This window comes from uncultured Lactobacillus sp. (assembly GCF_947367085.1).
GTDB lineage: Bacteria > Bacillota > Bacilli > Lactobacillales > Lactobacillaceae > Lactobacillus.
In genome coordinates, this window is the sequence record NZ_CANBCP010000013.1 from 1 (window position 1) to 24,695 (window position 24,695).

Consider the following 24,695-nt stretch of genomic DNA (forward strand, 5'->3'; position numbering starts at 1 on the left):
TATTAATTCAATATTTTTCTTAAAAGCTTTTCTTGCGACTGGCGATACATATCTATAAAATGTATATGAGAGGTTATTCATATGAAAAACATAGAAGAATTGTATGCCAAGTATCAAGCGGCTGTAGAAGTTTTACAAAAAGCATTGAATGTATCTTTTTCTTCAGCTTTGACAGAAACTTTTGATAATTTGGAAAATGAAAAAATAAAGGTTGAGCAAGGTGCTCCTGATAAAGATACGGTTGCTCAACTAACAGATATTTATCGTAAACTGGATTATGAGCATGCTTCAAAAAAAGAAAAAGTTGAAATATTTACCTTATTAACTTTAAAGGCAATTAATGATGACGGGCGAAATTATACGCAAATGCCGACGCCGACAATCATTGCAACAGTGATTTCTTTAATGTGGCAAAAAATGGTTTCAGGCTCTGAAAAAGTCGTTATTGATCCAGCAATTGGTACAGGAAACTTACTTTATTCAGTCATCAGGCAATTGATTCAAGAAAACCATTCAAAAAATAATTATGAATTGTATGGTATTGATAATGATGAAGGCCTTTTAGATCTGGCAGATGTTGGAGCACATTTAGATGATTTAAAGATAAATTTGTATCGTCAAGATGCTCTTGATCCATGGATGGTGGGGCCTGCTGATGTAGTTGTTAGCGATTTGCCCGTGGGATATTATCCACTTGATAATAATGCACGTAAGTTTGAGAATCGTACTAAAGAAGGACACTCTTTTGCCCATGTATTATTTATTGAACAGATTGTTAATAATTTAGCTCAAAATGGATTTGCATTTTTAGTGGTTCCTAGGTTATTATTTACAAGTGAAAGTGTTAGCGGTTTCATGCAGTGGCTAGCAAAGAAAGTAAATCTTCGCGCAATCGTAGATTTGCCGGATGAAATGTTTGCAAGTCAGTTGCAGCAGAAGTCGATTTTAGTATTTCAAAATCATGGGGATAAATCAGCTCCAGGAGATGTTTTAGTTGCCAAGTTAGATTCACTCAAAGATCCAAAATCTTTGGTCGAATTTAATGTTAAGCTCAACGATTGGTACCAAAACATGCAACACAAATAATTATTTAGGAGGATCACATGAAAAAAGTTTTAGCAATTAACTCTGGTAGTTCATCTTTTAAATATAAGCTATTTTCTTTACCTGATGAGAAAGTCATCGCAGAAGGGATGGCAGATCGAGTAGGTTTACCAGACTCAACTTTCGATATGAAACTTGCAGATGGTAAGAAATATGAAGAAAAGGAAGATATTCCTAATCAAGAGGCAGCTGTACAAAAATTGTTAGATTGGCTTCAAAAATATGATGTGGTTACTGATCTTTCAGAAATTGCTGGAGTAGGTCACAGAATTGTGGCTGGTGGTGAATACTTCAAAGATTCATCAATTATTGATAAAGATAAATTACAAAAGATTTTCGATCTTAAAGAATATGCACCACTTCATAATCCAGCTGAAGGTGAGGGAATCAAGGCATTCATGAAGTTATTGCCAGGCGTGCCAGAAGTTGGTGTATTTGATACATCATTCCATGAAACCTTGGATCCTGTTCATTATTTATACCCAATTCCTTATGAATATTACGAAAAATATCGTGCACGTAAATATGGTGCTCATGGAACTTCTGTACGTTATGTAGTTGGACAAGCAGCTAAAATGATGGATAAGCCATTAGATGAATTGAAATTGATCGTTTGTCACTTAGGCTCCGGTGCATCCATTACCGCTGTTAAAGATGGCAAGTCATACGATACTTCAATGGGTTTTACTCCATTAGCAGGAATTATGATGGCTACTCGTTCAGGTGATGTAGATCCTTCGCTTCTTCAGTATGTAATGAAGAAAGAAAACATTACAATGGATGAAATGATCGAAATTTTGAACAAGAAATCTGGCTTATTAGGAGTTTCAGGTATTTCTCCAGACATGCGTGATTTGAAGCATAATCCAGATAAGCGTGCAAAATTAGCTCGTGAAATGTTCATTAATAGAATCGTCCGTTTCTTAGGTGCTTACATTGCTGAAATGGGTGGCGCAGATGGTATTGTCTTTACTGCTGGCATTGGTGAACATGATAAGCGTGTTCGCAAGGGCGTTATGGAAGCTTTAGAATTCTTGGGGATTGATCCTGATTTCGAAGCAAATGAAACAAATGGACAAAAGTTTATTACAAAACCAGATTCTAAGATTAAGGTAATGATTATTCCAACTGACGAAGAATTGATGATCGAAAGAGACGTAGTTCGTTTGGCACATTTGGATTAATTATGTTATAGTTGAGGACATAACTATTTTCGATGTATAATAGTTATGTCTTATTTTTTGGGGATGTTTTGGGATTCGACAGGCGTAGATTCGCATTGACTGCAATTCGTAGGTCACGTCTACGTAAAAACGTCACAGTTAAATATAACTGCAAATAACGAAAATTCTTACGCAGTAGCTGCTTAGTCAGCCTGTGTGATCTGGTGACGGTTTGCTCATGGCTGTCATCGGGTTTTACCCTTAATGAGCTACGTTTAACTACCTCATCTGAATAGTTAAAAAGAAGAATCTCAGGTATGTCTTAACAAGTTAGCCCTGTTATATGGCGCAATGTTTTGACGAGATTAAATAATATAACTATGATTGTAGAGGTTAATGACGAAATGCGTTTGGACAGGGGTTCAATTCCCCTCATCTCCACTATATGAGTAAAGAATGTTGATATATCAGCATTATTGTATTGAAAAAACACCTTTTGACTAGGATTTGACTAGGAAAAGGTGTTTTTATTTTATAAATTTAATTGTGAGATAGATTTTACAGCGTCTTCTTTATTCTTATTATTGACATGCGTATAAATATCTAAAGTCATTTGAACGTTTGCGTGACCTAACAGCATTTGTACAGTTTTCGGTTTGACATTTGTATTTTCAATTAAAAGCGTTGCAAAAGTATGTCTAAAGCCGTGAATAGTTATATGTTTTAAATCCTTATTTAAGACATAGTTTTCATCAAGTTTATACTGTTTAGCGTATTCTTCATTAAGTTCATGATCTTTTGCATAAACTCGATTTAGCCACTGGGTAGGCTTGGATAATGCTAAGTAGTTGCCTTGATAAGTGTGGAAAATCTTGTCAGAAACGATTTTTTGTCCCTTGCGATAGTCTAACAAGGTTTGTTTTAAATTGGCTGAAAGGGGAACCGTTCTCTTGGATTGCTTGGTTTTAGGACTGTTAACCATCAACTTGTTACCTATACCGTAAGTTAAAGTTTTATTTATTGAAATGGTGTTATTAATTAAATCGATGTCGCTCCATGTGAGTGCTAAAGCTTCACCTTTTCTAAGACCAGTGGAAGATAGTAACTTAAAGTATGTGTAAATGGTTAGATTGGTTTGTTTTGCTACGTCTAGAAAAACATCAAGTTCATCCTGTGTGTAAACGTTATGCTCAATATCGCGACGCTTGCGTGTGGTTTTCTTAGGAACGAGAATGCGAGCTAGTTTATTTTCATCTACATAGCCTAGACGCATGCCATACTCATAAAGTGACCGCATTATAAATAGAACATCGCTATATTTAACCATTTCCGTGGCTAATTTATCAGCCCATATTTGCAAGTCTTTTACTAAAATAGCATCAATATAGTTATTACCAAAATAGGGATCTACATGACATAAATAATTGGTTTGGGTTTTATTAGCAGTTGAGCTTTTGACCGTATTCTTATAGTTTTCAAACCATAATTGCCACAGTTCTTTAACTTTAATTTGTTTTTGCCTTACGAAATCATCGGGCTTGGTTTGTGACATTTTATTAAACGCATCGTCAGCTTCAGCATATGATTTAAACCCACGTCGAGTGGTTACGGTTTGGTTACCGTTTGAGTCATAGCCTAACCAGATAGTAAACATAAAGCGTTTTGAACCGTTTTTCAATTGGTATTCTTTGATACTAGTGTTTTTTCTTTTTGGCATAATAAAAACCTCCATTGCAAGCCTAAATAAGCATCTGCTACAATAGAGGTTGCAGAGCTTATTTTGTTGGCTTTGTTTCATTATTTTTTACGTAGATCATTGGCGTGATCCATTTACGTTCCCATCAGTGTTGGCGCACTGGTGGGATTTTTTTGTTTTATTATTGAACATTAACCTTAAATTTAGCAGCTTTCTTGAAAGATACAAGTGGTTTAAATTGTAATTCAAAGTCGCCTAATTTATCAGTGCCAAATCCAGTAGTTACATCTGCTTCTTTACCAGCCGCAATTGAGTCAAGTGTTTGATCGTTTACAGGGTAAGCTTTTAACTTGGTATTGTCAGGCCCGTATACATCTAAGTCTGTACCTATTGCTAAGTCTTGCTTACCATCATTTTTAACGTGGTAAACAACTTTAATAACATTTGTTGGCTTAGTGTCTGCGAATTCGTTACGTTCGTCAGTCTTTTGAACTGATTTCAAAGTATATTCAACGTCACCAACTTTTACTGTTTCACCAACTTTATAGTACTTAACAGTATCTTTTTTCTTAGTAGATTTTTCTACCTTAGTTCCGCCATTACTGGAGCTATCACTACATGCTGTTGCAAATAAACTAATGGCTGCAACAGTACCCATTAATGCAATTAAACTTTTCTTCATCTCTTTTTTTCTCCTTATAAATAAGTTTTTAGTTTAAAGTCATTCCGGACATTCCTTAAATAATTTTATTGCTGAATTTAGCATTCTGTGGGGTATACCATAATTTTGAATAAAGTCTATAGGCTCGGTAAAACCGTCACCCATTTTACAAGAATAATCATAAATAAGTTTTAAACCGAAATCGTCGGCTGGTTTTTCTTCGCTATTTTGTCCGGCGAAAGATGAAAAATACATAATGCCTTGGTCACCTAGCATTAGATGACCAATTTCATGCGCTATTGTAAATGGGATTTCATCTTTATTAATCCAGTTAGTATTAATGAACATTCTTTTGCTGTCTTTAAAGGATACAGAAGGGTTGCGAGGATCCGCCTTAACCAGTGTATAACTAAAGCCATGCTTCATTGCATAGTTAAGTAGATAAGTGATTAAGTCGTTTTTACTGTTGTTTATCATCAGGCTTAATTTTACCTTCTTTAATATCGTCTTCCATCAATCCACGGATCATTTTTAAATACTTTTCTGGAACAGGATAGCCGTGATAAGAATATGGCTTATCTTCATCTATTGAAATTGTTGACTCTGAAGATGATGGTAATGAGGGATCATCTGTTGCACCACTTAAGTAATCAGTGGTCGTATGAAGTAGATCCGCAACTTGTTGTAATTTATCCATACGTGGCGTTTTCTTACGCCAGCTATAAATAGTATTTGGGCTAATTCCAGTTTCTTCAGCTACATCCTGTAAGCTTTTATCAAACTTTTTAGCTCGTTCTTTTATGCGATCTAATAGCATTTGTAAGCACCTCAAAAGATACTTACACAAATAATATTCAAAAAAGTACAAAAATAGTGTTGACTAATTAGTACTTAAGTACATAATATAATTTATGTAAGTTAAATAGTAATACAAAAAGTAATAAGAAATTAGCAGTTAAAGACGGAGTGGGGACTCTTTTAAACGCTTATTTCTTATACCTCTATATTACTTTTAAGTATTAAAAATGCAATACTTTTAGTACTTTTTTACTTACTAAAATTTATAGAAAGGATTGAAAAGAATGCCATCCACTATTTCAGGTAGAGAATTGGTAATCAAGTTCCTTAAGGATAACGGAATGAAAAGCACTGATTTAGCCAAGATGTATGGAATGACTAAACAAGAAGTTTCGGATTATCTTTCTGGAAGAAAAAGCAATCGGGCTGGTAACCAATTCATTTTAAAGGTAATTCACGATTTTAAGATTTAGAGGTGATGGAAATGCATGTGGTAATTCCTGAAGAATATGTAATCAAGGCTATCCAGCAACAATATTTTTCAAAAACAGATGCAGCTAATTTCTGTGGAGTAAGTTACACCACCTTTGCTAAGTGGGTAAAAGAAACCCCTATTAAAACCAGTGTGGTTAATGGTCAATTACTTTACGCAAAAGAAGACCTAATTAAGTTTATGGAGGATCACGCAAAATGAAACTTTATGAAAAAGCATTCATTGTTGAAATAGTAGGAATAGGAATTTTCTTGCTTATGTATGCTGGATACTTAATTTTTAGTGCAATTTAGAAAGGTAAAAAAAATAATGCGAGCAATTAGTCCAGAAAAAGCTGATGAATTATATAAGTTTTGGAATAGCTTAAGTGAAGATGAAAAAGGTTTCTTTTTATTTACTTCAATTTATGAGTGTGAAGACTTAAACGAAATTTTGTCAATTATCCAATTTAAGGTGAGTGAACAGTATGAAGATCTGGAAACCGAAGAAAATTAAATGGAGCGCTGCGATTTTTGCAACAAATGCCATCTATGATGGCGGAGAATTGTTTAAAAGTTCAGTTAACTTAGATGAAAGAATTCGCCGTGGTGAATTAATGGAGGTTACAAAATGAATGTATTTGAAATTAATGATGCAATTGACGAATTACTAGATAAAGACTTAGATCCAGATGTTTTAGTTGATACCATTGAAAGCTTAAAACTCACCCGAGATGAAAAACTAGATGGAGCTGCAGGCTTGAGCGAAAAGCTTAGTAGTGAAGTGGACTGGGCTGACAAGAAAATTAAGCAACTACAAGCTTTTAAAAAATCTGCAACCAACAAGCAAAAAAGTCTTAACAACTACATCACTGCAGCTATTGATGACGCTGGTCTTAAAGAAATCAAAACTAAGCACTACATTTTAAAGCCGCGCAATTATAGAGCTTCTACGGTTGTGGAAGACACAATGCAGTTGCCAGTAGATTATGTCACTCGTGAAACTGTAATTAAACCGAATAAGAAGAAGATTTACGAAGACCTTAAGGCTGGTAAAAAAATTAATGGTGCATATTTGAAACCTAATAGAAAGACGGTAATTAAATAATGGAAAAATTAACACTTGAAGATATTTGTAGTTTAGGAAGTTTTATTGATTCAAAAGATTTCTCATTAGATTTAAAGAGAAACGTTATTAAGGATTTAAACGATGCCTTAGCTAAAGAAAACCCAGATACTCACAATATTGTTAGCGATATTTTGATGGAAAAATATGGGTCCTGATCATGAAGAATTAGGCAAGCAAATGTTGAACTTATTGAAACACGCTGTAGGAGATAAATAATGAATAATTTTACAACTGAAGAATTAGATAAATTTGTTAAAGACATTAAATCAGACAAGATCAAAAACTATATCATTATTGGAAAATCAGATGAAGGCACTGCTGCTGGAGCCAATGGTCAGATTGAAACTTTAGCAGGATTACTTCATATAATGCAAATAACATTGGATAAAGATATTTATTCTTCTATCAGTAATCATGACATGATTGAAGTAATGTCTAAGATCTTAGGTGAATGATGTACGAAACATGTTACATAAGGGAGGTGGTTTAAGAGATGTACGAATTACGATCCTACCAGAAAGAATTAATCAAAAAAATTATCGATTCTATGAAAAAGAATCATCGTGTAATTATTGTGCAGTCGCCACCTCGGACAGGTAAAACAGTGAGTAATGGCTGAGATAGCCAGACGTACGACTTCCATTGGTAATCGTGTAATGTTCCTAATCCATAGGCGCGAGGTGTTAAATCAGGCAGTCGATACATTTAAAGCTCAGGGTGTTGACCAATCGCGCCTTGATGCAGGGATGGTTCAAACATTAACTCGTAAAGTAGATCGTTTACCAGAGCCTAAATTAATTCTGGTAGATGAAGCTCATCATGCGCTCGCAAAGAGTTATCAGAGAATTCTAAACAAATTTCCGAATGCCCATGTGCTGCTATTTACTGCAACGCCAATCAGAACTGGTCGTAGACAAATGGATGAAGTCGCAGATGACATTATTGTAGGTCAATCAATTAGCGATTTAACTAAGCAAGGATTTTTAGCTCCGTTTGACTACTACTCCATCGATGATATTGATGCTGACAAGCTTAAACGAAGTTCTACAGGAGATTATACAAATGCCAGCATGGACGAAGCTGTGAGTCGTAAAATTTATGGTCACATCATTAGTAACTATCAGCGGTTAGCAGATGGTAAACAAGCGGTGGTTTACACATACTCGGTTGAAAGTGCAAAACGAATTGCTAAGGCATTCAATAAGGCTAATATTTCAGCCGTAGAGGTCGATGGATCTACCGAGGATAATATTAGGGATCACTATGTAAAACAGTTTAGAGATAAGAAAATACGCATTCTCGTAAACGTTAACTTGTTTACTGAGGGAGTAGACTTGCCAGATGTAGATTGCGTAATCATGGCTAGACCGACTCAAAGTTTGGCACTCTATCTGCAATTTTCAATGCGTTGCTTAAATCCTAGAGAAGGAAAACAGGCAATTATCATTGATCACGTTGCTAACTGGAAGACATTTGGATTGCCAGACAGCGACCGAGATTGGAAAAACGCAATTATCTCTAAAGATAAAAACAGTAAGCGCAAGAAAAATGATGAACCTACATTCGCGATTACTCAATGCGATTATTGTTTTGCCGTTGTGCCATCTTCAAAAGTTAAAGATGGTAAATGTCCTATGTGTGGTAAGCCAATCAAGGTTCATGCAGCGGTAGAGCAAACCGATGATCAGCTTAAATTAATTAATGATCGAAAGAGATTGATTAATGACATCTTGAATGATGAAGTAATGCAAAATGTCGCTAATAAGTCGGTCAAAGAATTGCACACGATGAAGGAATTACAAGCATACGCAAAACTGCACAAATATAAGCGTGGCTGGGTTTATTACCAAGCCAAAATGAAAGGGTTAATCAAAAGAAAATGATTGATGTGAGTAAGTTTAATAAAATTTCTAAAATCAGAAAATCGTTTAAACCAGGATATTTAAAAGAATATGGATTTAGACGTAAATCAGATTTAAATCTAATCAATACTAAGAGCTACACGCTTTCATTATCAGACGATGATGAAGTTAAGTATGTAGGCAACAAAACATGGGAGGTTAAATAATGGGGATTCTACCAGAAGACAAGCCAGTCAAGCCAAAATTAGAACCGCATAATTTCTATATTTTTGGTAGACCAATGGCGGGTAAGAGTTATTTTGCCAGTTACTTTCCGCACCCACTAGTTCTAAACACTGATGGAAATGCATCGCAAGGAACTGCGCCAAGTATTCAGCTTAGAAATATTCGTGGTAAAGATGGAAAGCTAACGCAAAATGTAATGAAACAAATTGATGAAGTTGTTCTAGAACTTCAATCACAGCAGACCACCTTCAAAACAATCATCATTGATGTTATTGAAGATGTCTGCGTCATGGTAGAGCAAGCAATCTGTATTGAAGCGGGTGTAGATGCATTAGGCGATATTCCATATGGTAAAGGATTTTCAACAATGAAGTCAGTACTGCAACGTTTCGTAATGGATTTAAAAGCATTGCCTATGGACGTAATTTTTATCAGTCGTGAGATTGAAGTAACCGATGAAAAGACTGGAGCAACTGAAATTAAATCAGGGCTTAAAGATAGCTATTACAACATCGTAACTGGCAACTGCGATCTAACAATTAGATGTCAGAAATTAGGTCAAGGCAAGTATGCACGTATCGTTAAAGACAAACGAGCTGATTACAAGCCAGAAGACATTAGCGATAAGCGTATTAAAGACTTACTTAGTAGTTGTATAGGAATGTTCTAATTATGAAAGTAAAGATTTTTAGAGACTTTAACAGTGAAGATATTCAAAAAGATATCAACGATTTTATAAAAGATAAAAAAATCATTGATATTAAATACGCTGTAACTACTGATGCCTACAATGGTCAATGCTATTGTGAAGTGCTAGTCGTATATGAGGAGCCAACCAAGCTTAAGCAAGAAACATTTTATATGTCAGACGATGCAGAAGTTAACGATTTCATAAGTAAACATGATGTTGTGAATGTAGAGCACTTTGGTAATGGCGATGAAATTAACACGATTATCACATATAGAGAACAGTAAACAATGATTAAGAACAAAGTATTTAAAGCTAGCAATATTAATGATATCAATGACTTTATTAGCAAGCACAATGTCATTAAGAAACACAGTTTCATTAGTAACTACGAAAATTATTTAAAAATTTATTACAAGGAGAAATAACAAATGGGTTTATACGAATTAGCAAATCAATTAGATAAGTCAGGCTTTGATCCTAACGAAGGTAAAGAAGCAGGAGGTAGACAATCTATTCCTGTAGGAGATTATTTAGTTTCATTCGATAATATCACTCACAATGTCAATAATGATAGAGATTTCTTGATGATTACTTTTAAAGTAATGGAAGGTAAATATGCAGATAGAACTGAAAGTATCTTCCCAAGTCTTGCTTTAAAGACAAGTAAAGGTAACGATATGCCAGACTTTGTAATCAGTCGTTCAATCTCACAAATTAAGATTATTGGCGCAATGTGCGGTATTACCGTTCCTAACAGTGTATTTGCTTTTGATAATGAAACTGAAGCATATGAAGCAATTGTTCCAGTATTAAGACCTGGTATTGGTACTCTTATGAAATTGCACATTACTGAAACTCCAAACAAGAAAAATCCAGATAGTCCTTATCGCAACTATGAATTTGCTAAGGCTACTCAACCATCCATGCCAAGTCCGCAAGATAATGCGCCGACTGTTGATGAAGATCCATTCAAAGATGCAAAAACCGGAGCAGAAATTACTTCTGATGATTTGCCATTCAATGTTGATGATATGAAAGGTGATAAATAATGGAATTAAAAATTGCTAGAACCCAAATATATCTTGAACTAACAGGCAAGACCTTACCTATGTATACCACTGAATCTTTTGATGATTTATATAACGAATTACACAATTCAAAATCTACCAATATTATTTTAGAAGTTGCACGTACTAAAGACGATAGATTATGGTATCCAAGTTGCGGAGAAAAGCCTACTTGGGTAGCAGCTTCGCTCAGCACAGATAGTATCAAAAACTTTGTTGAAATAAATGAACCAAGAGTGAGTGTTGATTATGGAGAACCTTGTTAATTTTGCATTAAGCTATGCAGATAAAGGATTTTCGGTCATTCCCATCAATAAGACAGATAAAAGGCCATTAATTAAATTTGCAAACATGCCAGCCTTAAATAAGACTGAAATTCACAAATTATGGAAAAGGTATCCGTTAGCTAATATTGCCCTGAAAACTGAAGATTTCTTTGTGATAGATGTGGATCGTCATGGAGAAGTAGATGGTATGAAATCAATAGTTGCCTTAAAGCACAATGAATGGTTTCAAAATACTTTATGTGAAAGAACTGCACATAACGGTTATCATTTCTTTTTTAAGAAGCCTGCTGATAAAACAATCACTCAAAATATTGGATTTTTGCCGGGTGTTGATTTAAAAGCACATGAAAATAACTATGTCGTAGTTGCGCCATCGAGTATTGATGGAAAACACTACAAATGGCTTAATCATAAGCCTATGGCACCTGCTCCAAAAGGTTTACTAGAGTTAATTAAAGAAAAATCTAAATCTCTTAAACCTCATGGATCAGAAAAGATGGCTAGCTATTCGGTTTCTGGCAAAAATCAAACTAGTGAGCTATTTGAAACAATTGTTAATGGCTTCGGTGAAACAGGCGGTAGAAATAACGCCTGTGCGTCTTTTATGGGTGGTCTGCTATATCGCAACGTGGATCCTGCAATCGCGGTAGAACTGGCAAAATTGGCTAATGAGCATACCACTGACAAGCTATCTGATGAAGAGGTAGAACGAACTGCTAATTCCATGATTGAAAAAGAGATTCGAAGAAGGAGAGGTACTAATGGCGGTTGATAAAAGTAAAGCTGAAGAATTGCGAAAAATGCAGAATCAGGGATCACGATACCCTTACAATTTTCTGCTAAACGCAAGTGGCAATATTAAAACTACCAGCATTAACAATGTAAAAATCATCATTGAGAATGATCCACTATTAGCAGGTGCCTTCCGTTTTAATGATTTTACGCAAAACATCGATGTCGTTAAAGACGTACCCGAACTTCATATCGATCAAGGCAAGATGTCGGATGATTATTCGCTAGAGATTTTGTCTTACATTGAAAGCCAAGCTAAATATGGGCATACCACATTCAAAGATAAATTGGTTAGGGATGCTTTAGTTTTAGCTGCTAGAAATAGTTCATACAATCCAATTATTAGTTATTTTGATGATTGTTATGTGCATTGGGATCACAGAGAGCGATTAGCTGATTTTTTCCCTGATTTTCTAGGAACTGCTAAATCAGCATTTGTTGAATGGATCACTAAATTATGGTTTGTTGGTGCAGTCACTAAAGCTTATGATCCTTCAGTAAAATTTGATCAAGTCTTAGATTTAGTCGGAGGACAGGGCGCTGGTAAAACAACATTACTTAAGAAAATAGCTCCTTTAGGCTACTATACGGATGACTTCAATACTTTTACTAAGAAAGATGATTTAAGTAAAACACGCGACGCATTAATTATTAACGATGATGAATTAACCGCAAGCAATAAAACCTCTTTTGAAGAATTAAAAAAATTCTGTTCTAAGCAGGAATTTCGCTATCGCTTACCATATGGTCGTGGAGTAGAAGTTTTTCCTAGACGTTTTGTAATGGCTCGTACCACTAATGAACGCTACTATTTAAAGGATCAAACAGGTAACCGACGCTTTATGCCTTTGTTATGTGATTTAGACAAGCAAAAATTTCATCCCGTAACAGATTTAAATAGCGATTTAGTTAAACAATTGTGGGGAGAAGCAGTAGCACTTTACAAGAATAATCAATTCTCGTTAGCTATTGACCGTTCACATTTAACGTTGATTGAAATCAATGGCGATAAATTCAAATATAGTGATTCATTTGAAGATACGATTGATGAAGCTATTGAGAATGACTTCAAAGATCAAGATTTCATCTCAAATGAAGATCTATATACCGCAGTAGCACCTGGTGTTAATTTTTCTAAAAATAAGAAAATGTCGCAAAAGTTGCAGTACGTCATGGTCGCTAAATATGGATATGAAAAGTCTCAGAAGCGTATTAATGGTAGAAGAGTTAGGGGCTATTCTAAGTGTCACACGTAAAATTGGTACGGTGTGACACCCTTAAAGCCAATAGTAGCAAGGGAGTAAGTGCGATTTTTAGCCGTATACTATACATGTACAGTGTGACACCTATGAGCCTTACAGGCTCAAAGGATAAGACCCTAAGTGTCACATGTCACATATAAATATAATAAAAAAAATAATTTTATATATATATTATTAAAGGATTACTGTTATATCAACGATTATAGCTATTTTTAATAGAAATGGTTGAAGGTAGTTTGTAAATGACGGTGTGACACGTGACAAATATAGATAAAGCTAGATGTACCAATGGATTAGATAGTGTCACAACGTTGGTATATGGTGTGACATCTAGTAAATTGGTCTAATTTATGGAGAATATTGATGAAAGTAATTGATAAAAGAACGATTAAAAGTGAAGAAACCTATAATGTTGGAGATGTGATTAATTATTACGATGACGAGGGCGAAAAGTTCTATGGAATGATTATAGAGTCAACAAAAGAAAATAAATATTATATTGCGTTTTTAGATGATGATGAACCAGGTAAATTATCAATCAATGGATTATATGATAATGAAACTAATTGTAGTGCAAGTAGTGTTGATGATTTGATAACGGCACTAACTAACAATTGGGATCATGTTGAAAAAGTAAATGCTCATTTAGTGGTGGAGGATTAAACGATGGAAATCATTAATAAAACTGAAAATTGCCAACTTGGTGATGTACTAAAAGAAGAAGGGTTAGATAACTATGGCTTAATTGTAAAAGACAATGATGGAAACTTTGTTTTAATGGATATTTCTCCTTATTGTAACGGTGTACCAACATTTACAACTGAAAAGAGTCAAGTTTGGGAAGGACCGTATGCTTATTTGGAATCTTTAATAAATGAATGCGAAGACTGGCACAAAGTAAACGCAAAGTTGGTGATTGAATGATGCTTTGCTGTGCTGAGGCCTTTATAGAAGGCTATGATCCTAAGATTAAACTAAATCAAAAACAGCTGTTTAACATGGTACATCAAATTCAGCCTAATGAGCCTTTACCGAAAGAAATAGATGGCTATAAGGTTAAACCGTGTGATGATTATTCAAAAAGACATTTAATTTATATTTATTACAGATTGGAGAACTAAATATAGAATGCTAGCAACAGATAATAAATGTAAATACTGTCAAGGTAATGAACCGCTGGTAAATTTTGATGATACTCCAATACAAATTTATATGGGTTTTAATGAAGATTTAGCTTTATCAGTTGAAGTGGATTCTGCAATTTATAATTTGGCTTTTGAAATTCAAGCAATTTATTGCCCGATTTGTGGAAGGAGATTAAATAAATGACAATACATGAATTAAAAATTTGGCCAGAATACTATAAAGCACAAAAAGATGGTAAAAAAAACTTCGAAATTCGAAAAAATGATCGTAATTATAAAGTAGGAGATAAGCTAGTTTTAAAAGAATATGATCCTAAGTCTAAAGAGTTTACAGGACAATCTTTTATTACTGAAATTACTTTTATAACGGATTATATGCAAAAAGATGGTTATGTGGTTTTGGGTACTAACCCCAAATACAGTAACGCATGGTGACTTTAACAGGAGAATAACAATGACAGCAGAACATGAAATTCAAAAAGAAATACAGCTGGCGTTATCCGCTCATAAGTGTACGGTATTCCGTACAAACGTTGGTAAAGTATTGACCCATGATAATCGCTGGTTTGATACAGGATTACCCAAGGGTTTTCCCGATTTAATGGGCTTTCGATGGGTAGATAATCAGATGTTTTGCATCGAAGTGAAAAATGAACACGGACAACCGCGTGACGATCAAATTCGTTTTCACGAATTTCTGAAATCGCATAATGTTATTCACGGTATAGCCCGTAGTGCAAAAGATGCTTTAATGATTGTAGACGGGGGGCTAGTTGGTTATGGCTTTGACACTTGACGATTATGTCCTTATTGCAAAACTGGAAAATAAATACGGGTCGCTGTCTAAGGTCGAAAATGACGATCCAGATTATAAGGAGCTAAGAATTGCCGTAACTGGTAAGTTTGAAGAATACTCCGAGCGTACTGTTGTGAAAGCATTAAAACGGGGACATTCTGACAACTGGGTAATAGAACGTTACGGCATTTCACAAGAAACAGTAATTAAGATTAGAAATCAATATTTAATTCGTAAGGTTCCAATATTTAGACTTAAAACAAGCAATGGCATTTATGCCACAAGTTATTTTTCTTTAATGAAATTTACTAAGATTGAAAAGAAATTGATTACTAATCTTAAAAAGATAGGTATTACAGTTAGATATCATGATTATGTTTGGGACGATATACCGATTAATGCGTATTATCTTTCATCAAATGGTAAAGCTCATATTAAACGCGATGAAAGCCTAAGCAGTTATGAACGAGAATAGTAAGGAAGTGTAGCAGTGAGTTTATTATTTAAAAGAGTTGATGACTTAAAGACCCGCGAAAAAGTTAATGAATTCCTTACCGATGATTTAGAACACCTGTTATTAATGTCGGGTCACAATCTCACTGATCTTAAAAGCCCTAACTTAAGCGCAACCCCAGCCCATTCGAACGCAGGTAATGGAGTGGAAGATAGATTGATACGCGGTATTAATGCCGAAGCAATAGTTAAAGCGATAGCTGCGACAATCAACCATTTACCTCATGATAGTAAAGAAGTATTGACGGGGTTATATATTGAAAGACTTCCCTGGCTTAAAGTACAACAGCGTTTGTACTGTGAGCATAATAAACTTGGCTATACTAGACGCCGGGCATTATATGACTTTGCCGATGCGTTCGATAAGTGGCAACGATACTATAACTGTGAGCCTATCATAGATTTGCATGTGTGGTACTAACCGGGTACAAACGTGGTACTCCAGTGGTCTTGTAACATGGTTAAATAGGTATTGTGAATAATTGTAATTCACATAAAAGCTATTTTCTTCATTTGATAAAAGCATAAAAGTTCCATCCGGAACAGAAAGACACTTAATAGTAGAGATCCTAACTATGGTGGTGCTGGTGTAAGTCCAGCTATGCTTTTTAGCCAGGGCGGTATGTCCTGGTTACTTCTTAGGATTCTGACCGGTGGGGTGGGTGAAACTACCCGCCGGTTTTATATTCTAACTATGCCCCATGATTTATACCGGGCTACCCCTAGCTTTATACCTCCGGGTTTATGTCCGATACCTTACCCGTCTATGTAACCTAGATAGATAAGTTAATCATGCAAGCAGTTAGAATAATTAATTAAAGTAAAGAAGGATTAACAATGTCTAATCCTAGATATGCAAACGGTTCGTTACGTCGTCGCAATCGTGAGCGAATGAAAGCAATGCAACTTCCATGTGGAATTTGTAAAGGAAAGCTTGGACCAATTCATTACGATGAACCAAGTGATGCTAAGCATCCTTTGAGTTTTGTCATCGATGAAATCAAACCTGTTTCAAGATGGAAAGAGTTTGGTTATGAGTCGAAACGACAAGCTGCAGAAGATTGGAACAACTTGCAAGCAAGTCATTATTGTTGCAATGCTTTTAAATCCAATCGAACCGAAACAGAATTGAAAAATATTTTTTCGAAAAGCATGGCGCTAAAACGTAATATAAACGTCTCTGACGGCGATTGGTAAGCTTAGGGTGGGGAGATACCCCCGCCCGCTTTCGTGGCGACCAGCACCGTCCAGCGCCTACACTCTCGAAGTGTAAAACCACAATAGGAGGTGGTAAGATGCCAAAAAATAAGCCTTTAAAAACCTCAAAACCGGTTAGCATAGAGCAAGCTTGGCGGAAGGGTGGAGAACTTGAAATGACACATGCGTTAATTCTGAAGTACGCTAAGGTGCTTGATATGACTGATTCTGGTCGTGACATCAAGCCACTTGCTACAGGAATGCTTGAAGCAGTGGATCGTTTCAAGAATTTGGAAGCTCAAGCCGGAAAAATTAACAAAGATACCCCATTAATGAAGATCCTTGGTGAAAAACATGGTTAAAAGAGGTAATCAAACACCAACTTATAGGTATACAGCTAAATACACACAAACAGAGGGCGACCAAGCGGCCGCCCTTTCTGCTGCTTACGATTTAAAACCCCACCCTTGGCAAAGGATGGTGTTAGAAGATTGGCTAGCTACTAATGAATACGGTGCCTTACTTAATTCGTATTGCATTCTTGAAGTTCCTAGGCAAAACGGAAAAACTGGCGTTTCGGATCCGCGCGAAACTTGGGGATTGGTTAAACGTGGTGAACAGATTTTACACACAGCTCAAGAATTTCAAACTGCTAAAAAAGCGTTTGATCGATTGCGTAAAAAATTTGGGACTCGTAAAAATGATCCGCTTGCAGAATATCCAGAACTAAATGCGTTGGTAGACCATTATACGGTGTCAGCTGGTCAAATGGTTTTAGATTTAGTGAACGGTGGTCATATTGAGTTTCGTACACGTGGTAACGGTTCAGATATGGGGCGTGGTGGTACTTTTGATTTAGTTGTGATTGATGAAGCACAATCTTATACCGAAGCACAAGATGCATCATTAAGTCCACTTAACTCTGCTGCACCAAGTGGTTCCCCACAAACCATACTTATGGGAACACCACCTACACCAGAAGCAATGCATAAAGGTTTTATTTTTAGTAATTCTATTAATGTGATGCATAAAAGCCCTAAAGAAGGAATGTGTTTGCATCAATGGAGCGTTGAAGATGTTGGAGATCCAATGGATAAGAAACGCTGGTATCGAACTAATCCATCTTTAGGCTACCAATTGCTTGAGTCAGCGCTTGAAAAAGATAGTATTTCAATGTCGTCAGATATGTTTGCCCGTGAACATTTGGGCTATATAAGTCCTGCAAACTTAGAGAACACTAATTTAGCTTTAAATGCTAAAAAGTGGACTAGTTGTGTGTCAGATGATCTTAAACCAGAGGGTAAAACTGCGTATGGTATTAAATTTAGTCAAGATGGTTCAATGATTTATTTAGCTGGTGCGGCAATTCCTAAAAATGGACCGGCTAGAATATCGCTGATTAAGCAAGAGCCAACTGGAATTGGTCAAACTTGGTTAGTGGATTGGTTGAACCAACGCTATTCGGAAGCGTCATGCGTTGTGATTGACGGTAAAAATGGTGTGGATGTGCTAGTTGATCGAATTAAACCGGTTTGGAAAGCTAAAACGTCAGTTATTCGGCCAAGAGCTAAGGACATGATTGATTGCGCCAGTCTTTTAATTACTAACATTAATGAAAAAACAGTGACCTGGTACCGTGGTCAGCAAGCACTTAATCAATCTGCACTTACTGCAACGAAACGCCCAATAGCTGGCGGTTTTGGTTTTGGTGGAAGTGAATCAGGTCCAATTGAAGCTTGCAGTTTGGCACTTTGGGGTGCTAAGCATAGCAAACGAAATCCAACTAGAAAGATGAGGATAGGCTAACAGTGTTATCAATAGGGAACGTTATAGATTTACCAGCTCCAGAACAAGAATTATTAGACGAGCTGGTTAATGTTTTAAATGCGCATAATTCAAAAAACAGAAAAAAGATAAGATATTATGAAGGGCACGTGACCGTTCGCGAGGTTAACTTAGATATCGCATTGCCTAAAGGATTAAGTCGCCTTGAAGTTGGCTGTGCTTGGGGACAAAAATGTGTTGATGTTTTAGCTGCAAGATCAATGTTTGATGGTTTTGTTGGTCAAAATGGCGAACCGAACGATTTAATAAATCAGATTGTCGAAAATAACTCACTGGTTTATGAATATCAAAAGGCTACACGTGACGAGTTAAAATTCGGGTCATCTTTTGCTACTTTGGCAATGGATCAAAATAAAAACGTATCAATTCGTTTTCATAGTCCGATGGAAGCATCGGGACTATGGGACGGAGAAAATGGACGTTTGAAAGCTGGTCTAGCGATCATGGATAGTGTGCCAGATGAAAGCCAAAAAGATACATGGCGCCCTTCAATGGTTAATTTGTACACTGATACAGCTACATGGGTTTTAGAGCGACCAGCAAAAACTACGCGTTGGTTTGCAACGGGTTACTCTCATAAAATGGGACGCCCATTAATGGTGGCGATGACTTGGGACGCTACTTCAAATAAGCCGTTTGGTAGATCTAGACTTAAAAAGCCTATTAGAAGTTTGATTGATGGCTATATTCGAACAATTGCCGATGCTGCAATCGCATTAGAATTTGATACTACACCACAAAAATATTTACTTGGTGTGTCAGATGACCAATACGATGCAATTACAAGTGATAAGTTCAAGCAATACGTCGGGGCTATTCTTACATCAACTTCAAACCCTGAAACTGGAGAAAATCCAGAATTTGGGCAATTGCCACAAGGCAATATTGAACCGCATATTCAAATGCTACGGTCGCTTGCAACTCAATTTTCTGCAGCAACTGGGTTAACAGTTAGCGATACAGGGGTGGTTAATGATGCAAACCCAACATCAAGCGATGCTATTCTTGCACAATCTCAAACATTGATTACGTTAGCAGAACAATTAAACTCTGGAAATGCTACAGCATTAAAGAAAATTGCTTTAATGGCGCAAGCAATGCAACTAAATACAACGCTTGAGAATTTAGATGAAAATTACGCTAGCGTGATTGCCCATTATAAAAATCCGGCAATGCCAAGCGTGGCATCTACAGCGGACGCAGCTATTAAAATTTCTAGTGCACGCCCTAATTTTGCTGGAACTGATATTTTTCTTGAAATGCTTGGCTTCGATCAAGCGGATATTAGAAGAATTAAAGCCCAAGAAGAGCGAATTAAGGGGTCTAATGTGCTAGCTGAAGAATTTACCGCAGATGATGAAAAAGACGCTAATACTGCTCAAAATTTAGCAACTGGAGCTGGTAACGATGAGGGTTAGTGCAACGGCTTGGTTTGAATACCGCCAGAAATTGCATCAAATAAATGCTAAAGCTGAACAAGCAATGTCTGATTTTATGGATAAGAATTGGCCGGCTGATAGCCAAGCAATGATTGATTACGCTTATGCCTTAACGCAACGCTATGGAAGTGCAGCTGCAGAACTTGCTTGTCAAATGTATGACAGAACCGCAATTGCAAGTAAAGCTTACATAAAACCAGCCGAGCCGGCAGAATTAGCTTCATATGATGACGTTTCAAAATTGGTTTATGGAACACTCAAGTCACCAAAAGAAACGCCCAGAGGCGTAAATAGGTTGGTAAAACGTGCGGCTGCAGATACTACTTTAAAAAATGCAAAGCGTGATAAAGTCGAATGGGCTTGGATACCTTATGGTGATACTTGCGCATTTTGCTTAACGCTGGCTAGTCGAGGGTGGCAACGAGCTTCCAAAGCTGTTATGAAGGGCAATCACGCCCAGCATATTCATGCTAACTGCGATTGTAATTTCCAGGTTCGCTTTAGTGAAAATGATACTGTTGAAGGTTATGATCCTGATAAGTATTTAGAAATGTATGAAAATGCTGATGGTAAAACGCCAGAAGAAAAGATTAATAGTTTGCGTAAGCAGTTAGAACATAAATCTGATAAAGAATTTAATTAAAAATAATAATTTATACAAAGCGATTAACGAAAGTTAACCGCTTTTTGTTTACCCCAAAATTGGCAACGCGTGCCACCTTAGTGAAAAACGCGGTAATTTTAAGCACTCATAAGGAGGATTTTTGTCATGAACGACAACGAAACTGTGGATCAGGGAAATAAGACTTTTACGCAAGAAGAATTAGATCAAGTGGTGGCTGACCGCGTAGCACGTGAACGCAGAAAATTCAGTGACTATAACGATTTAAAGACTAAGGCTAAGAAGTTTGATGAAATTGAAGAAAATAACAAGTCAGAAATGGAAAAATTGACTGACAAAAACAAGAAACTCCAATCTCAATTAGATAGCCTTAACGCTAAGAATTCATTGCGTGAAGCACAAGATAAAGTAGCAACAGAAACTGGTTTACCACTTTCTGTTGTTAAAAAATTATCTGGTAATACTGTGGAGGACTTGACCAAGTCGGCACAAGCCGTTTTAGATTTTGGTAAAAAGTCAGGCTATCCACAGGTTAAAAATTCAAGTGAACACAAACAGAAAGCACTCACTAAAAAAGAACAATTTGGCGAGTGGTTAAATGAGAATTTAAATTAAGAGAGGTTTTATAAAAAATGGCAGAATTAGATTACTCAACTGGAAAATCAATTAGTTTACCAACAGAATTATCATCTGAAATTATCCAAAAGACTCAAGAAGGGTCTGCAATTATGCAACTTGCCAGACAAGTTGATTTACCAGGTAATGGTCAAACCATTCCTGTAATTACTGGTGATCCAGAAGCATCATGGACTGGAGAAACTGATAAGCGTAAAGTTTCACACGGTACTTTAGACACTAAGGTAATGAGACCTTATGCTTTATCAGTTATTGTTCCATTCTCAAACAAGTTTAAACGTGATGCATCTGCTTTATATGATGCAATTGTGGCACGTATTCCAAATGCTTTAGCACAAAAGTTTGATGCGACTGTAATGGGTAATGGAGATAAGCCAGGTTCTGATTTTGATACTTTTAAAGATGTTACTCAACGTGTTCTTGATACTTCAAATGCATATGACCAATTAGTTGAAGCTGATACCGATGTTTCAGCTAACGGCGGATTGACAAATGGTTTTGTACTTTCACCACAAGCACGTGCTGTTTTCTTAAAGTCCAAAGACAAAGAAGACCGCCCACTTTTTGTTAACAGCGTTGCAGAAGGCGCAATCCCTATGTTATTAGGATCACGTGTAACAATGTCTAAGGGTGTTTATGTCAAAGGCGATCCAAATAATGTTATTGGTGTAGTCGGAGATTGGACTCAAGCAATGTACGGTACCGTTGAAGGCGTAGAGGTAACTTTAGCAGATCAAGCGTCTTTAACTGACGGTGAAACTACTATTAATTTGTTCCAACAAGGCATGTTTGCAGTTAAAGCAGAAATTGAATTAGGATTCCGTGCTGATACTACGGTATTTAATACTTTATCAGTTGCTAAGAATAAGTAAGGTGACTTTAAATGATTAAAATGAAAAACCAAGACGGTTTAATTGCTTACGTTAGTGAAGACCGTAAAGAAGAATACAACAAACAAGGTTACAAGAAGGTTCCTGTTACTAAACAAGAACAAGAAGATAATAAAGGCGAATAATCATGGCTTACGCAACAGTTACCGATTTAGTAGCTGGGTTCCGTGATTTATCTGAAGCCGAAAAAAAGCAAGCTGACGCATTGCTTAAAGAAGCTGCGATAGTTGTCGATGCTTACAATGAGGGCGCCAGCAATGACGCTAAAAAGTTAGTATCTTGCAGATTGGTACGTCGTCAGCTTGGAGATGGTCAAGAAACAGGTTTGCCAATTGGTGCAACTCAGGGTACGATGTCAGCGCTTGGCTACTCACAATCTTGGACGGTGGGAAGTGGTTCGTATGGCGAGATGTATTTAACTAAGCTTGATAAAAAGCTTCTAGGTACTGGTGCCAGAATTGGATTAGCAAGCCCATGGGAGGATAACAATGATAGCTACTGAAACAGTTAAATTAATTACGCATAAAGAAATTGGCACAGATGAATTTAATGCGCCGGTTTATGAAGATGTTGAAACCCCTGTTTCAGGCGTGGTTGTTGGTTCTCCAACATTTGACCAACAAGTTTCAGAATTGAATTTAACAGGTAAGCATTTAGCGTTTATCTTAGGTATTCCGAAAGGCGACACAAATAGCTGGGAGGATAGCACTGTTATTATTCGGGGTAAAAAGTTTAAGACTTATGGCCCGACACTGGAGCAAACCCCAGCTAATGTCCCGCTTAAATGGAACAAACAGGTAAAGGTGGAGTTGTATGAGTAAGGTTAAGTTTAGCTTAAATAAGGCTAGGGTTGGTGCACTGCTTAAGGGCAGTGAAATACAAGCTATTATAAGTAAGCAAGGCGAACGGATCGCAAGCGCAGCCGGAAAAGGCTATGAATCTAAAACGGTTGTTCGTCAAACTCGTGCAGTTACTACCGTTACACCTGACACAGTAGCGGCGCATTTTGATAACCTAAAAAACAACACGCTTTTAAGAGCAATGGGCGGTGGTAAATAATGATTGAAAGCTTTTTAATCAATTATTTAAAATCACAAGGCTTTGACGCTACTTTAGAAAGGCAAAAAGGCATCAATGTAATACTTGATAAAACTGGTGGTCAGCTTAACGGCCACCAGTTTTTGCATACGTTTGCAATTCAAACTTACGGTTCAAGTAAGGCAAAAGCAGCGGATTTAAGCTACAAGGTTATGCAAGCAATGCTTGATATGCCTGATAAAACTACTCGTGTTGTTGATGTTTTGCTAAATGCAGGACCGTACGATTTCACGGATACCAGCACGAAGGAATACCGTTATCAAGCGGTATATGAAATTTATGAGTATTAAAAGGAGTATTTTAAAATGGCTCAAAATAAATATTTAGTTTCAACTTTTAGACCTCAAACCGCTGGGGCTATTAGTTATGCACCATTAGGTACAGCAGTGCCAACTAATGCGGTTGATGAATTAGATCCTAAGTTTACAAAGCTTGGCTACATTTCGGAAGACGGAATGACTAAGAGTTTTGATTTTGATAGTGACACCGAAAAAGCATGGGGTGGTGACCCAGTAAATAATATCTTTAACGGTAAAACTACCACTTTTGAATTTAAGTTAATTGAATTGCTTAATAAAGCTGTTAACCAAGCAGTCTTTGGTCAAAATAATGTAACTGGCGATCTTGAAACAGGGATTACGGTTAAAGACACAAACGCCGAACCTGAAAGTTATGCTTGGGTGGTTGACATGATTGGTAAGAATGGAGCTTTAACAAGAATTGTTATTCCTAGTGCTTCAATTACTGATATGGATGACATCACTTACGCTACTAGCGAATCAGCTGGCTACGATATTACTATCACGCCACAAGCTGACGAAAATGGTGTTACTAACACAACTTACATTCAAAAGGCACCAACTACTGCAGCAAAACCATCAACTGGAGGTAAAGACTAATGGCTAAGGATAGAAAAAAGTATTTTGAAGGCGTTACTTCAACCGGTTTTAGATATCACGTAGACAAGGGCGTAATTGATGATATGGAGCTGATTGATCTTTTATCTGAACTTGAAGATGGATCAATTGGTGCGCTTCCTAAAGTTTTACTTAAGATCTTGGGTAAGAAACAAAAAGAAGAATTATATAAGCATTGCTTAGATAAAAAGACTGGTCGAATTCCTTCAAGTAAGGTTATGAATGAAGTTAAGGCAATTCTTACCAACCCAAATTTAAAAAAGTCCTAGTTCTTTTAGGGATGCTAGATACTGATAGCGACGCATTAGAATGCGATTTTGCGCAGTACTATCACATATACAATCTGGAAGAATTAGGTTTAAGAAAATTGTCAGTCTATGCGTTTGGAT

At 36.4% G+C, this 24,695-nt stretch carries 42 protein-coding genes and 1 other RNA gene; 39 read left to right on the forward strand and 4 right to left on the reverse strand.

Going from position 1 to position 24,695, the window contains the following annotated elements:
- Positions 1–81 precede the first annotated feature (81 nt).
- The 3 genes from Q0Y70_RS03585 (at position 82) to ssrA (ending at position 2,711) form a co-directional block, all read left to right on the forward strand.
- Complete coding sequence (locus Q0Y70_RS03585) at positions 82–1,086, forward strand: class I SAM-dependent methyltransferase (protein ID WP_297816686.1); 1,005 nt, start codon at positions 82–84, stop codon at positions 1,084–1,086.
- 17 nt (positions 1,087–1,103) lie between these two features.
- Complete coding sequence (locus Q0Y70_RS03590) at positions 1,104–2,288, forward strand: acetate/propionate family kinase (protein ID WP_297816689.1); 1,185 nt, start codon at positions 1,104–1,106, stop codon at positions 2,286–2,288.
- A gap of 59 nt (positions 2,289–2,347) precedes the next feature.
- Positions 2,348–2,711: a transfer-messenger RNA gene (gene ssrA, locus Q0Y70_RS03595) on the forward strand.
- 88 nt (positions 2,712–2,799) lie between these two features.
- Here ssrA and Q0Y70_RS03600 read toward each other — a convergent pair.
- The 4 genes from Q0Y70_RS03600 to Q0Y70_RS03615 all read right to left on the reverse strand — a co-directional run bounded on the left by Q0Y70_RS03600 (position 2,800) and on the right by Q0Y70_RS03615 (position 5,441).
- Positions 2,800–3,984, reverse strand: a complete 1,185-nt coding sequence (locus Q0Y70_RS03600; RefSeq protein WP_297816692.1) for a site-specific integrase — start codon at positions 3,982–3,984, stop codon at positions 2,800–2,802.
- A gap of 160 nt (positions 3,985–4,144) precedes the next feature.
- Positions 4,145–4,645: a DUF4352 domain-containing protein gene (locus tag Q0Y70_RS03605; RefSeq protein WP_297816695.1), complete on the reverse strand. Its 501-nt coding sequence runs from the start codon at positions 4,643–4,645 to the stop codon at positions 4,145–4,147.
- 39 nt (positions 4,646–4,684) lie between these two features.
- The gene (locus tag Q0Y70_RS03610; protein ID WP_297816697.1) at positions 4,685–5,101 is read right to left on the reverse strand and encodes an ImmA/IrrE family metallo-endopeptidase; all 417 of its coding nucleotides are present in this window, start codon (positions 5,099–5,101) and stop codon (positions 4,685–4,687) included.
- Positions 5,085–5,441 (reverse strand): helix-turn-helix domain-containing protein, encoded by a 357-nt coding sequence (locus Q0Y70_RS03615; RefSeq protein ID WP_297816700.1) that lies wholly within the window; start codon positions 5,439–5,441, stop codon positions 5,085–5,087. Before Q0Y70_RS03615 ends, Q0Y70_RS03610 begins: the two co-directional genes overlap by 17 nt.
- 265 nt (positions 5,442–5,706) lie before the next feature.
- Here Q0Y70_RS03615 and Q0Y70_RS03620 point away from each other — a divergent pair, with 265 nt between their 5' ends.
- From Q0Y70_RS03620 to Q0Y70_RS03795, 36 genes are all read left to right on the forward strand, one after another.
- Entirely contained in the window at positions 5,707–5,895 is a 189-nt protein-coding gene (locus Q0Y70_RS03620; RefSeq protein ID WP_297816703.1) for a helix-turn-helix domain-containing protein, read from the forward strand.
- Positions 5,896–5,906: 11 nt separating this feature from the next.
- The gene (locus Q0Y70_RS03625; RefSeq protein WP_297816706.1) at positions 5,907–6,116 is read left to right on the forward strand and encodes a helix-turn-helix domain-containing protein; all 210 of its coding nucleotides are present in this window, start codon (positions 5,907–5,909) and stop codon (positions 6,114–6,116) included.
- A gap of 108 nt (positions 6,117–6,224) precedes the next feature.
- Positions 6,225–6,410 (forward strand): hypothetical protein, encoded by a 186-nt coding sequence (locus Q0Y70_RS03630; protein WP_297816709.1) that lies wholly within the window; start codon positions 6,225–6,227, stop codon positions 6,408–6,410.
- Positions 6,382–6,528: a hypothetical protein gene (locus Q0Y70_RS03635; protein WP_297816712.1), complete on the forward strand. Its 147-nt coding sequence runs from the start codon at positions 6,382–6,384 to the stop codon at positions 6,526–6,528. Before Q0Y70_RS03630 ends, Q0Y70_RS03635 begins: the two co-directional genes overlap by 29 nt.
- A complete protein-coding gene (locus Q0Y70_RS03640; RefSeq protein ID WP_297816715.1) occupies positions 6,525–7,001 on the forward strand; it encodes a siphovirus Gp157 family protein in 477 nt (158 codons plus the stop codon). Before Q0Y70_RS03635 ends, Q0Y70_RS03640 begins: the two co-directional genes overlap by 4 nt.
- On the forward strand, positions 7,001–7,177 hold the full coding sequence (locus Q0Y70_RS03645) for a hypothetical protein (protein WP_297816718.1): 177 nt from the start codon (positions 7,001–7,003) through the stop codon (positions 7,175–7,177). The genes Q0Y70_RS03640 and Q0Y70_RS03645 overlap by 1 nt, the downstream gene beginning before the upstream one ends.
- Positions 7,178–7,237: 60 nt before the next feature.
- Complete coding sequence (locus tag Q0Y70_RS03650; RefSeq protein WP_297816721.1) at positions 7,238–7,477, forward strand: hypothetical protein; 240 nt, start codon at positions 7,238–7,240, stop codon at positions 7,475–7,477.
- A 38-nt stretch (positions 7,478–7,515) separates the two neighbouring features.
- Positions 7,516–7,641 carry a DEAD/DEAH box helicase family protein gene (locus tag Q0Y70_RS03655; RefSeq protein ID WP_297816724.1) on the forward strand — a complete coding sequence of 42 codons (126 nt, stop codon included), beginning with the start codon at positions 7,516–7,518 and terminating at the stop codon, positions 7,639–7,641.
- Entirely contained in the window at positions 7,634–8,905 is a 1,272-nt protein-coding gene (locus Q0Y70_RS03660; RefSeq protein WP_297816726.1) for a DEAD/DEAH box helicase, read from the forward strand. The genes Q0Y70_RS03655 and Q0Y70_RS03660 overlap by 8 nt, the downstream gene beginning before the upstream one ends.
- 184 nt (positions 8,906–9,089) lie before the next feature.
- A complete protein-coding gene (locus tag Q0Y70_RS03665; protein ID WP_297816729.1) occupies positions 9,090–9,779 on the forward strand; it encodes an AAA family ATPase in 690 nt (229 codons plus the stop codon).
- A gap of 2 nt (positions 9,780–9,781) precedes the next feature.
- Positions 9,782–10,084, forward strand: coding sequence for a sporulation protein Cse60 (locus Q0Y70_RS03670; RefSeq protein ID WP_297816732.1), 303 nt, complete (start codon positions 9,782–9,784; stop codon positions 10,082–10,084).
- A 144-nt stretch (positions 10,085–10,228) separates the two neighbouring features.
- A complete protein-coding gene (locus tag Q0Y70_RS03675) occupies positions 10,229–10,849 on the forward strand; it encodes a single-stranded DNA-binding protein (RefSeq protein ID WP_297816735.1) in 621 nt (206 codons plus the stop codon).
- Positions 10,849–11,133, forward strand: coding sequence for a hypothetical protein (locus tag Q0Y70_RS03680; protein WP_297816738.1), 285 nt, complete (start codon positions 10,849–10,851; stop codon positions 11,131–11,133). Before Q0Y70_RS03675 ends, Q0Y70_RS03680 begins: the two co-directional genes overlap by 1 nt.
- Complete coding sequence (locus tag Q0Y70_RS03685; protein ID WP_297816741.1) at positions 11,117–11,926, forward strand: bifunctional DNA primase/polymerase; 810 nt, start codon at positions 11,117–11,119, stop codon at positions 11,924–11,926. The genes Q0Y70_RS03680 and Q0Y70_RS03685 overlap by 17 nt, the downstream gene beginning before the upstream one ends.
- On the forward strand, positions 11,916–13,202 hold the full coding sequence (locus Q0Y70_RS03690; protein ID WP_297816744.1) for a VapE domain-containing protein: 1,287 nt from the start codon (positions 11,916–11,918) through the stop codon (positions 13,200–13,202). The genes Q0Y70_RS03685 and Q0Y70_RS03690 overlap by 11 nt, the downstream gene beginning before the upstream one ends.
- Before the next feature lie 369 nt (positions 13,203–13,571).
- Positions 13,572–13,871, forward strand: coding sequence for a hypothetical protein (locus Q0Y70_RS03695; protein WP_297816748.1), 300 nt, complete (start codon positions 13,572–13,574; stop codon positions 13,869–13,871).
- A gap of 3 nt (positions 13,872–13,874) precedes the next feature.
- Positions 13,875–14,132 (forward strand): hypothetical protein, encoded by a 258-nt coding sequence (locus Q0Y70_RS03700; protein WP_297816751.1) that lies wholly within the window; start codon positions 13,875–13,877, stop codon positions 14,130–14,132.
- Between the two features lie 204 nt (positions 14,133–14,336).
- Positions 14,337–14,537, forward strand: a complete 201-nt coding sequence (locus Q0Y70_RS03705) for a hypothetical protein (RefSeq protein WP_297816754.1) — start codon at positions 14,337–14,339, stop codon at positions 14,535–14,537.
- Positions 14,534–14,788, forward strand: a complete 255-nt coding sequence (locus Q0Y70_RS03710; RefSeq protein WP_297816757.1) for an ASCH/PUA domain-containing protein — start codon at positions 14,534–14,536, stop codon at positions 14,786–14,788. Before Q0Y70_RS03705 ends, Q0Y70_RS03710 begins: the two co-directional genes overlap by 4 nt.
- Before the next feature lie 19 nt (positions 14,789–14,807).
- A complete protein-coding gene (locus tag Q0Y70_RS03715; RefSeq protein ID WP_297816760.1) occupies positions 14,808–15,149 on the forward strand; it encodes a VRR-NUC domain-containing protein in 342 nt (113 codons plus the stop codon).
- On the forward strand, positions 15,133–15,624 hold the full coding sequence (locus tag Q0Y70_RS03720) for a hypothetical protein (protein ID WP_297816764.1): 492 nt from the start codon (positions 15,133–15,135) through the stop codon (positions 15,622–15,624). Before Q0Y70_RS03715 ends, Q0Y70_RS03720 begins: the two co-directional genes overlap by 17 nt.
- A 15-nt stretch (positions 15,625–15,639) precedes the next feature.
- The gene (locus tag Q0Y70_RS03725) at positions 15,640–16,083 is read left to right on the forward strand and encodes an ArpU family phage packaging/lysis transcriptional regulator (protein ID WP_297816767.1); all 444 of its coding nucleotides are present in this window, start codon (positions 15,640–15,642) and stop codon (positions 16,081–16,083) included.
- 416 nt (positions 16,084–16,499) lie between these two features.
- A complete protein-coding gene (locus Q0Y70_RS03730; protein WP_297816770.1) occupies positions 16,500–16,859 on the forward strand; it encodes a hypothetical protein in 360 nt (119 codons plus the stop codon).
- Positions 16,860–16,957: 98 nt separating this feature from the next.
- Positions 16,958–17,221 carry a hypothetical protein gene (locus tag Q0Y70_RS03735; protein WP_297816774.1) on the forward strand — a complete coding sequence of 88 codons (264 nt, stop codon included), beginning with the start codon at positions 16,958–16,960 and terminating at the stop codon, positions 17,219–17,221.
- The gene (locus tag Q0Y70_RS03740) at positions 17,214–18,665 is read left to right on the forward strand and encodes a hypothetical protein (protein ID WP_297816777.1); all 1,452 of its coding nucleotides are present in this window, start codon (positions 17,214–17,216) and stop codon (positions 18,663–18,665) included. The genes Q0Y70_RS03735 and Q0Y70_RS03740 overlap by 8 nt, the downstream gene beginning before the upstream one ends.
- A gap of 2 nt (positions 18,666–18,667) precedes the next feature.
- A complete protein-coding gene (locus tag Q0Y70_RS03745) occupies positions 18,668–20,122 on the forward strand; it encodes a phage portal protein (protein WP_297816780.1) in 1,455 nt (484 codons plus the stop codon).
- On the forward strand, positions 20,112–20,786 hold the full coding sequence (locus Q0Y70_RS03750; RefSeq protein ID WP_297816784.1) for a hypothetical protein: 675 nt from the start codon (positions 20,112–20,114) through the stop codon (positions 20,784–20,786). The genes Q0Y70_RS03745 and Q0Y70_RS03750 overlap by 11 nt, the downstream gene beginning before the upstream one ends.
- Positions 20,787–20,912: 126 nt before the next feature.
- The gene (locus Q0Y70_RS03755) at positions 20,913–21,380 is read left to right on the forward strand and encodes a DUF4355 domain-containing protein (RefSeq protein WP_297816787.1); all 468 of its coding nucleotides are present in this window, start codon (positions 20,913–20,915) and stop codon (positions 21,378–21,380) included.
- Positions 21,381–21,397: 17 nt separating this feature from the next.
- A complete protein-coding gene (locus Q0Y70_RS03760) occupies positions 21,398–22,273 on the forward strand; it encodes a phage major capsid protein (RefSeq protein WP_297816790.1) in 876 nt (291 codons plus the stop codon).
- Positions 22,274–22,284: 11 nt separating this feature from the next.
- The gene (locus Q0Y70_RS03765) at positions 22,285–22,416 is read left to right on the forward strand and encodes a hypothetical protein (RefSeq protein ID WP_297816793.1); all 132 of its coding nucleotides are present in this window, start codon (positions 22,285–22,287) and stop codon (positions 22,414–22,416) included.
- Positions 22,417–22,418: 2 nt separating this feature from the next.
- The gene (locus tag Q0Y70_RS03770; protein WP_297816796.1) at positions 22,419–22,793 is read left to right on the forward strand and encodes a hypothetical protein; all 375 of its coding nucleotides are present in this window, start codon (positions 22,419–22,421) and stop codon (positions 22,791–22,793) included.
- Entirely contained in the window at positions 22,780–23,112 is a 333-nt protein-coding gene (locus Q0Y70_RS03775) for a hypothetical protein (RefSeq protein WP_297816801.1), read from the forward strand. The genes Q0Y70_RS03770 and Q0Y70_RS03775 overlap by 14 nt, the downstream gene beginning before the upstream one ends.
- Positions 23,105–23,350 (forward strand): hypothetical protein, encoded by a 246-nt coding sequence (locus Q0Y70_RS03780; RefSeq protein ID WP_297816804.1) that lies wholly within the window; start codon positions 23,105–23,107, stop codon positions 23,348–23,350. Before Q0Y70_RS03775 ends, Q0Y70_RS03780 begins: the two co-directional genes overlap by 8 nt.
- Positions 23,350–23,679 carry a hypothetical protein gene (locus tag Q0Y70_RS03785; protein WP_297816807.1) on the forward strand — a complete coding sequence of 110 codons (330 nt, stop codon included), beginning with the start codon at positions 23,350–23,352 and terminating at the stop codon, positions 23,677–23,679. The genes Q0Y70_RS03780 and Q0Y70_RS03785 overlap by 1 nt, the downstream gene beginning before the upstream one ends.
- Positions 23,680–23,694: 15 nt before the next feature.
- Positions 23,695–24,288, forward strand: a complete 594-nt coding sequence (locus tag Q0Y70_RS03790) for a phage tail protein (RefSeq protein ID WP_297816813.1) — start codon at positions 23,695–23,697, stop codon at positions 24,286–24,288.
- Positions 24,288–24,575: a hypothetical protein gene (locus Q0Y70_RS03795; RefSeq protein ID WP_276804565.1), complete on the forward strand. Its 288-nt coding sequence runs from the start codon at positions 24,288–24,290 to the stop codon at positions 24,573–24,575. Before Q0Y70_RS03790 ends, Q0Y70_RS03795 begins: the two co-directional genes overlap by 1 nt.
- Positions 24,576–24,695 lie beyond the last annotated feature (120 nt).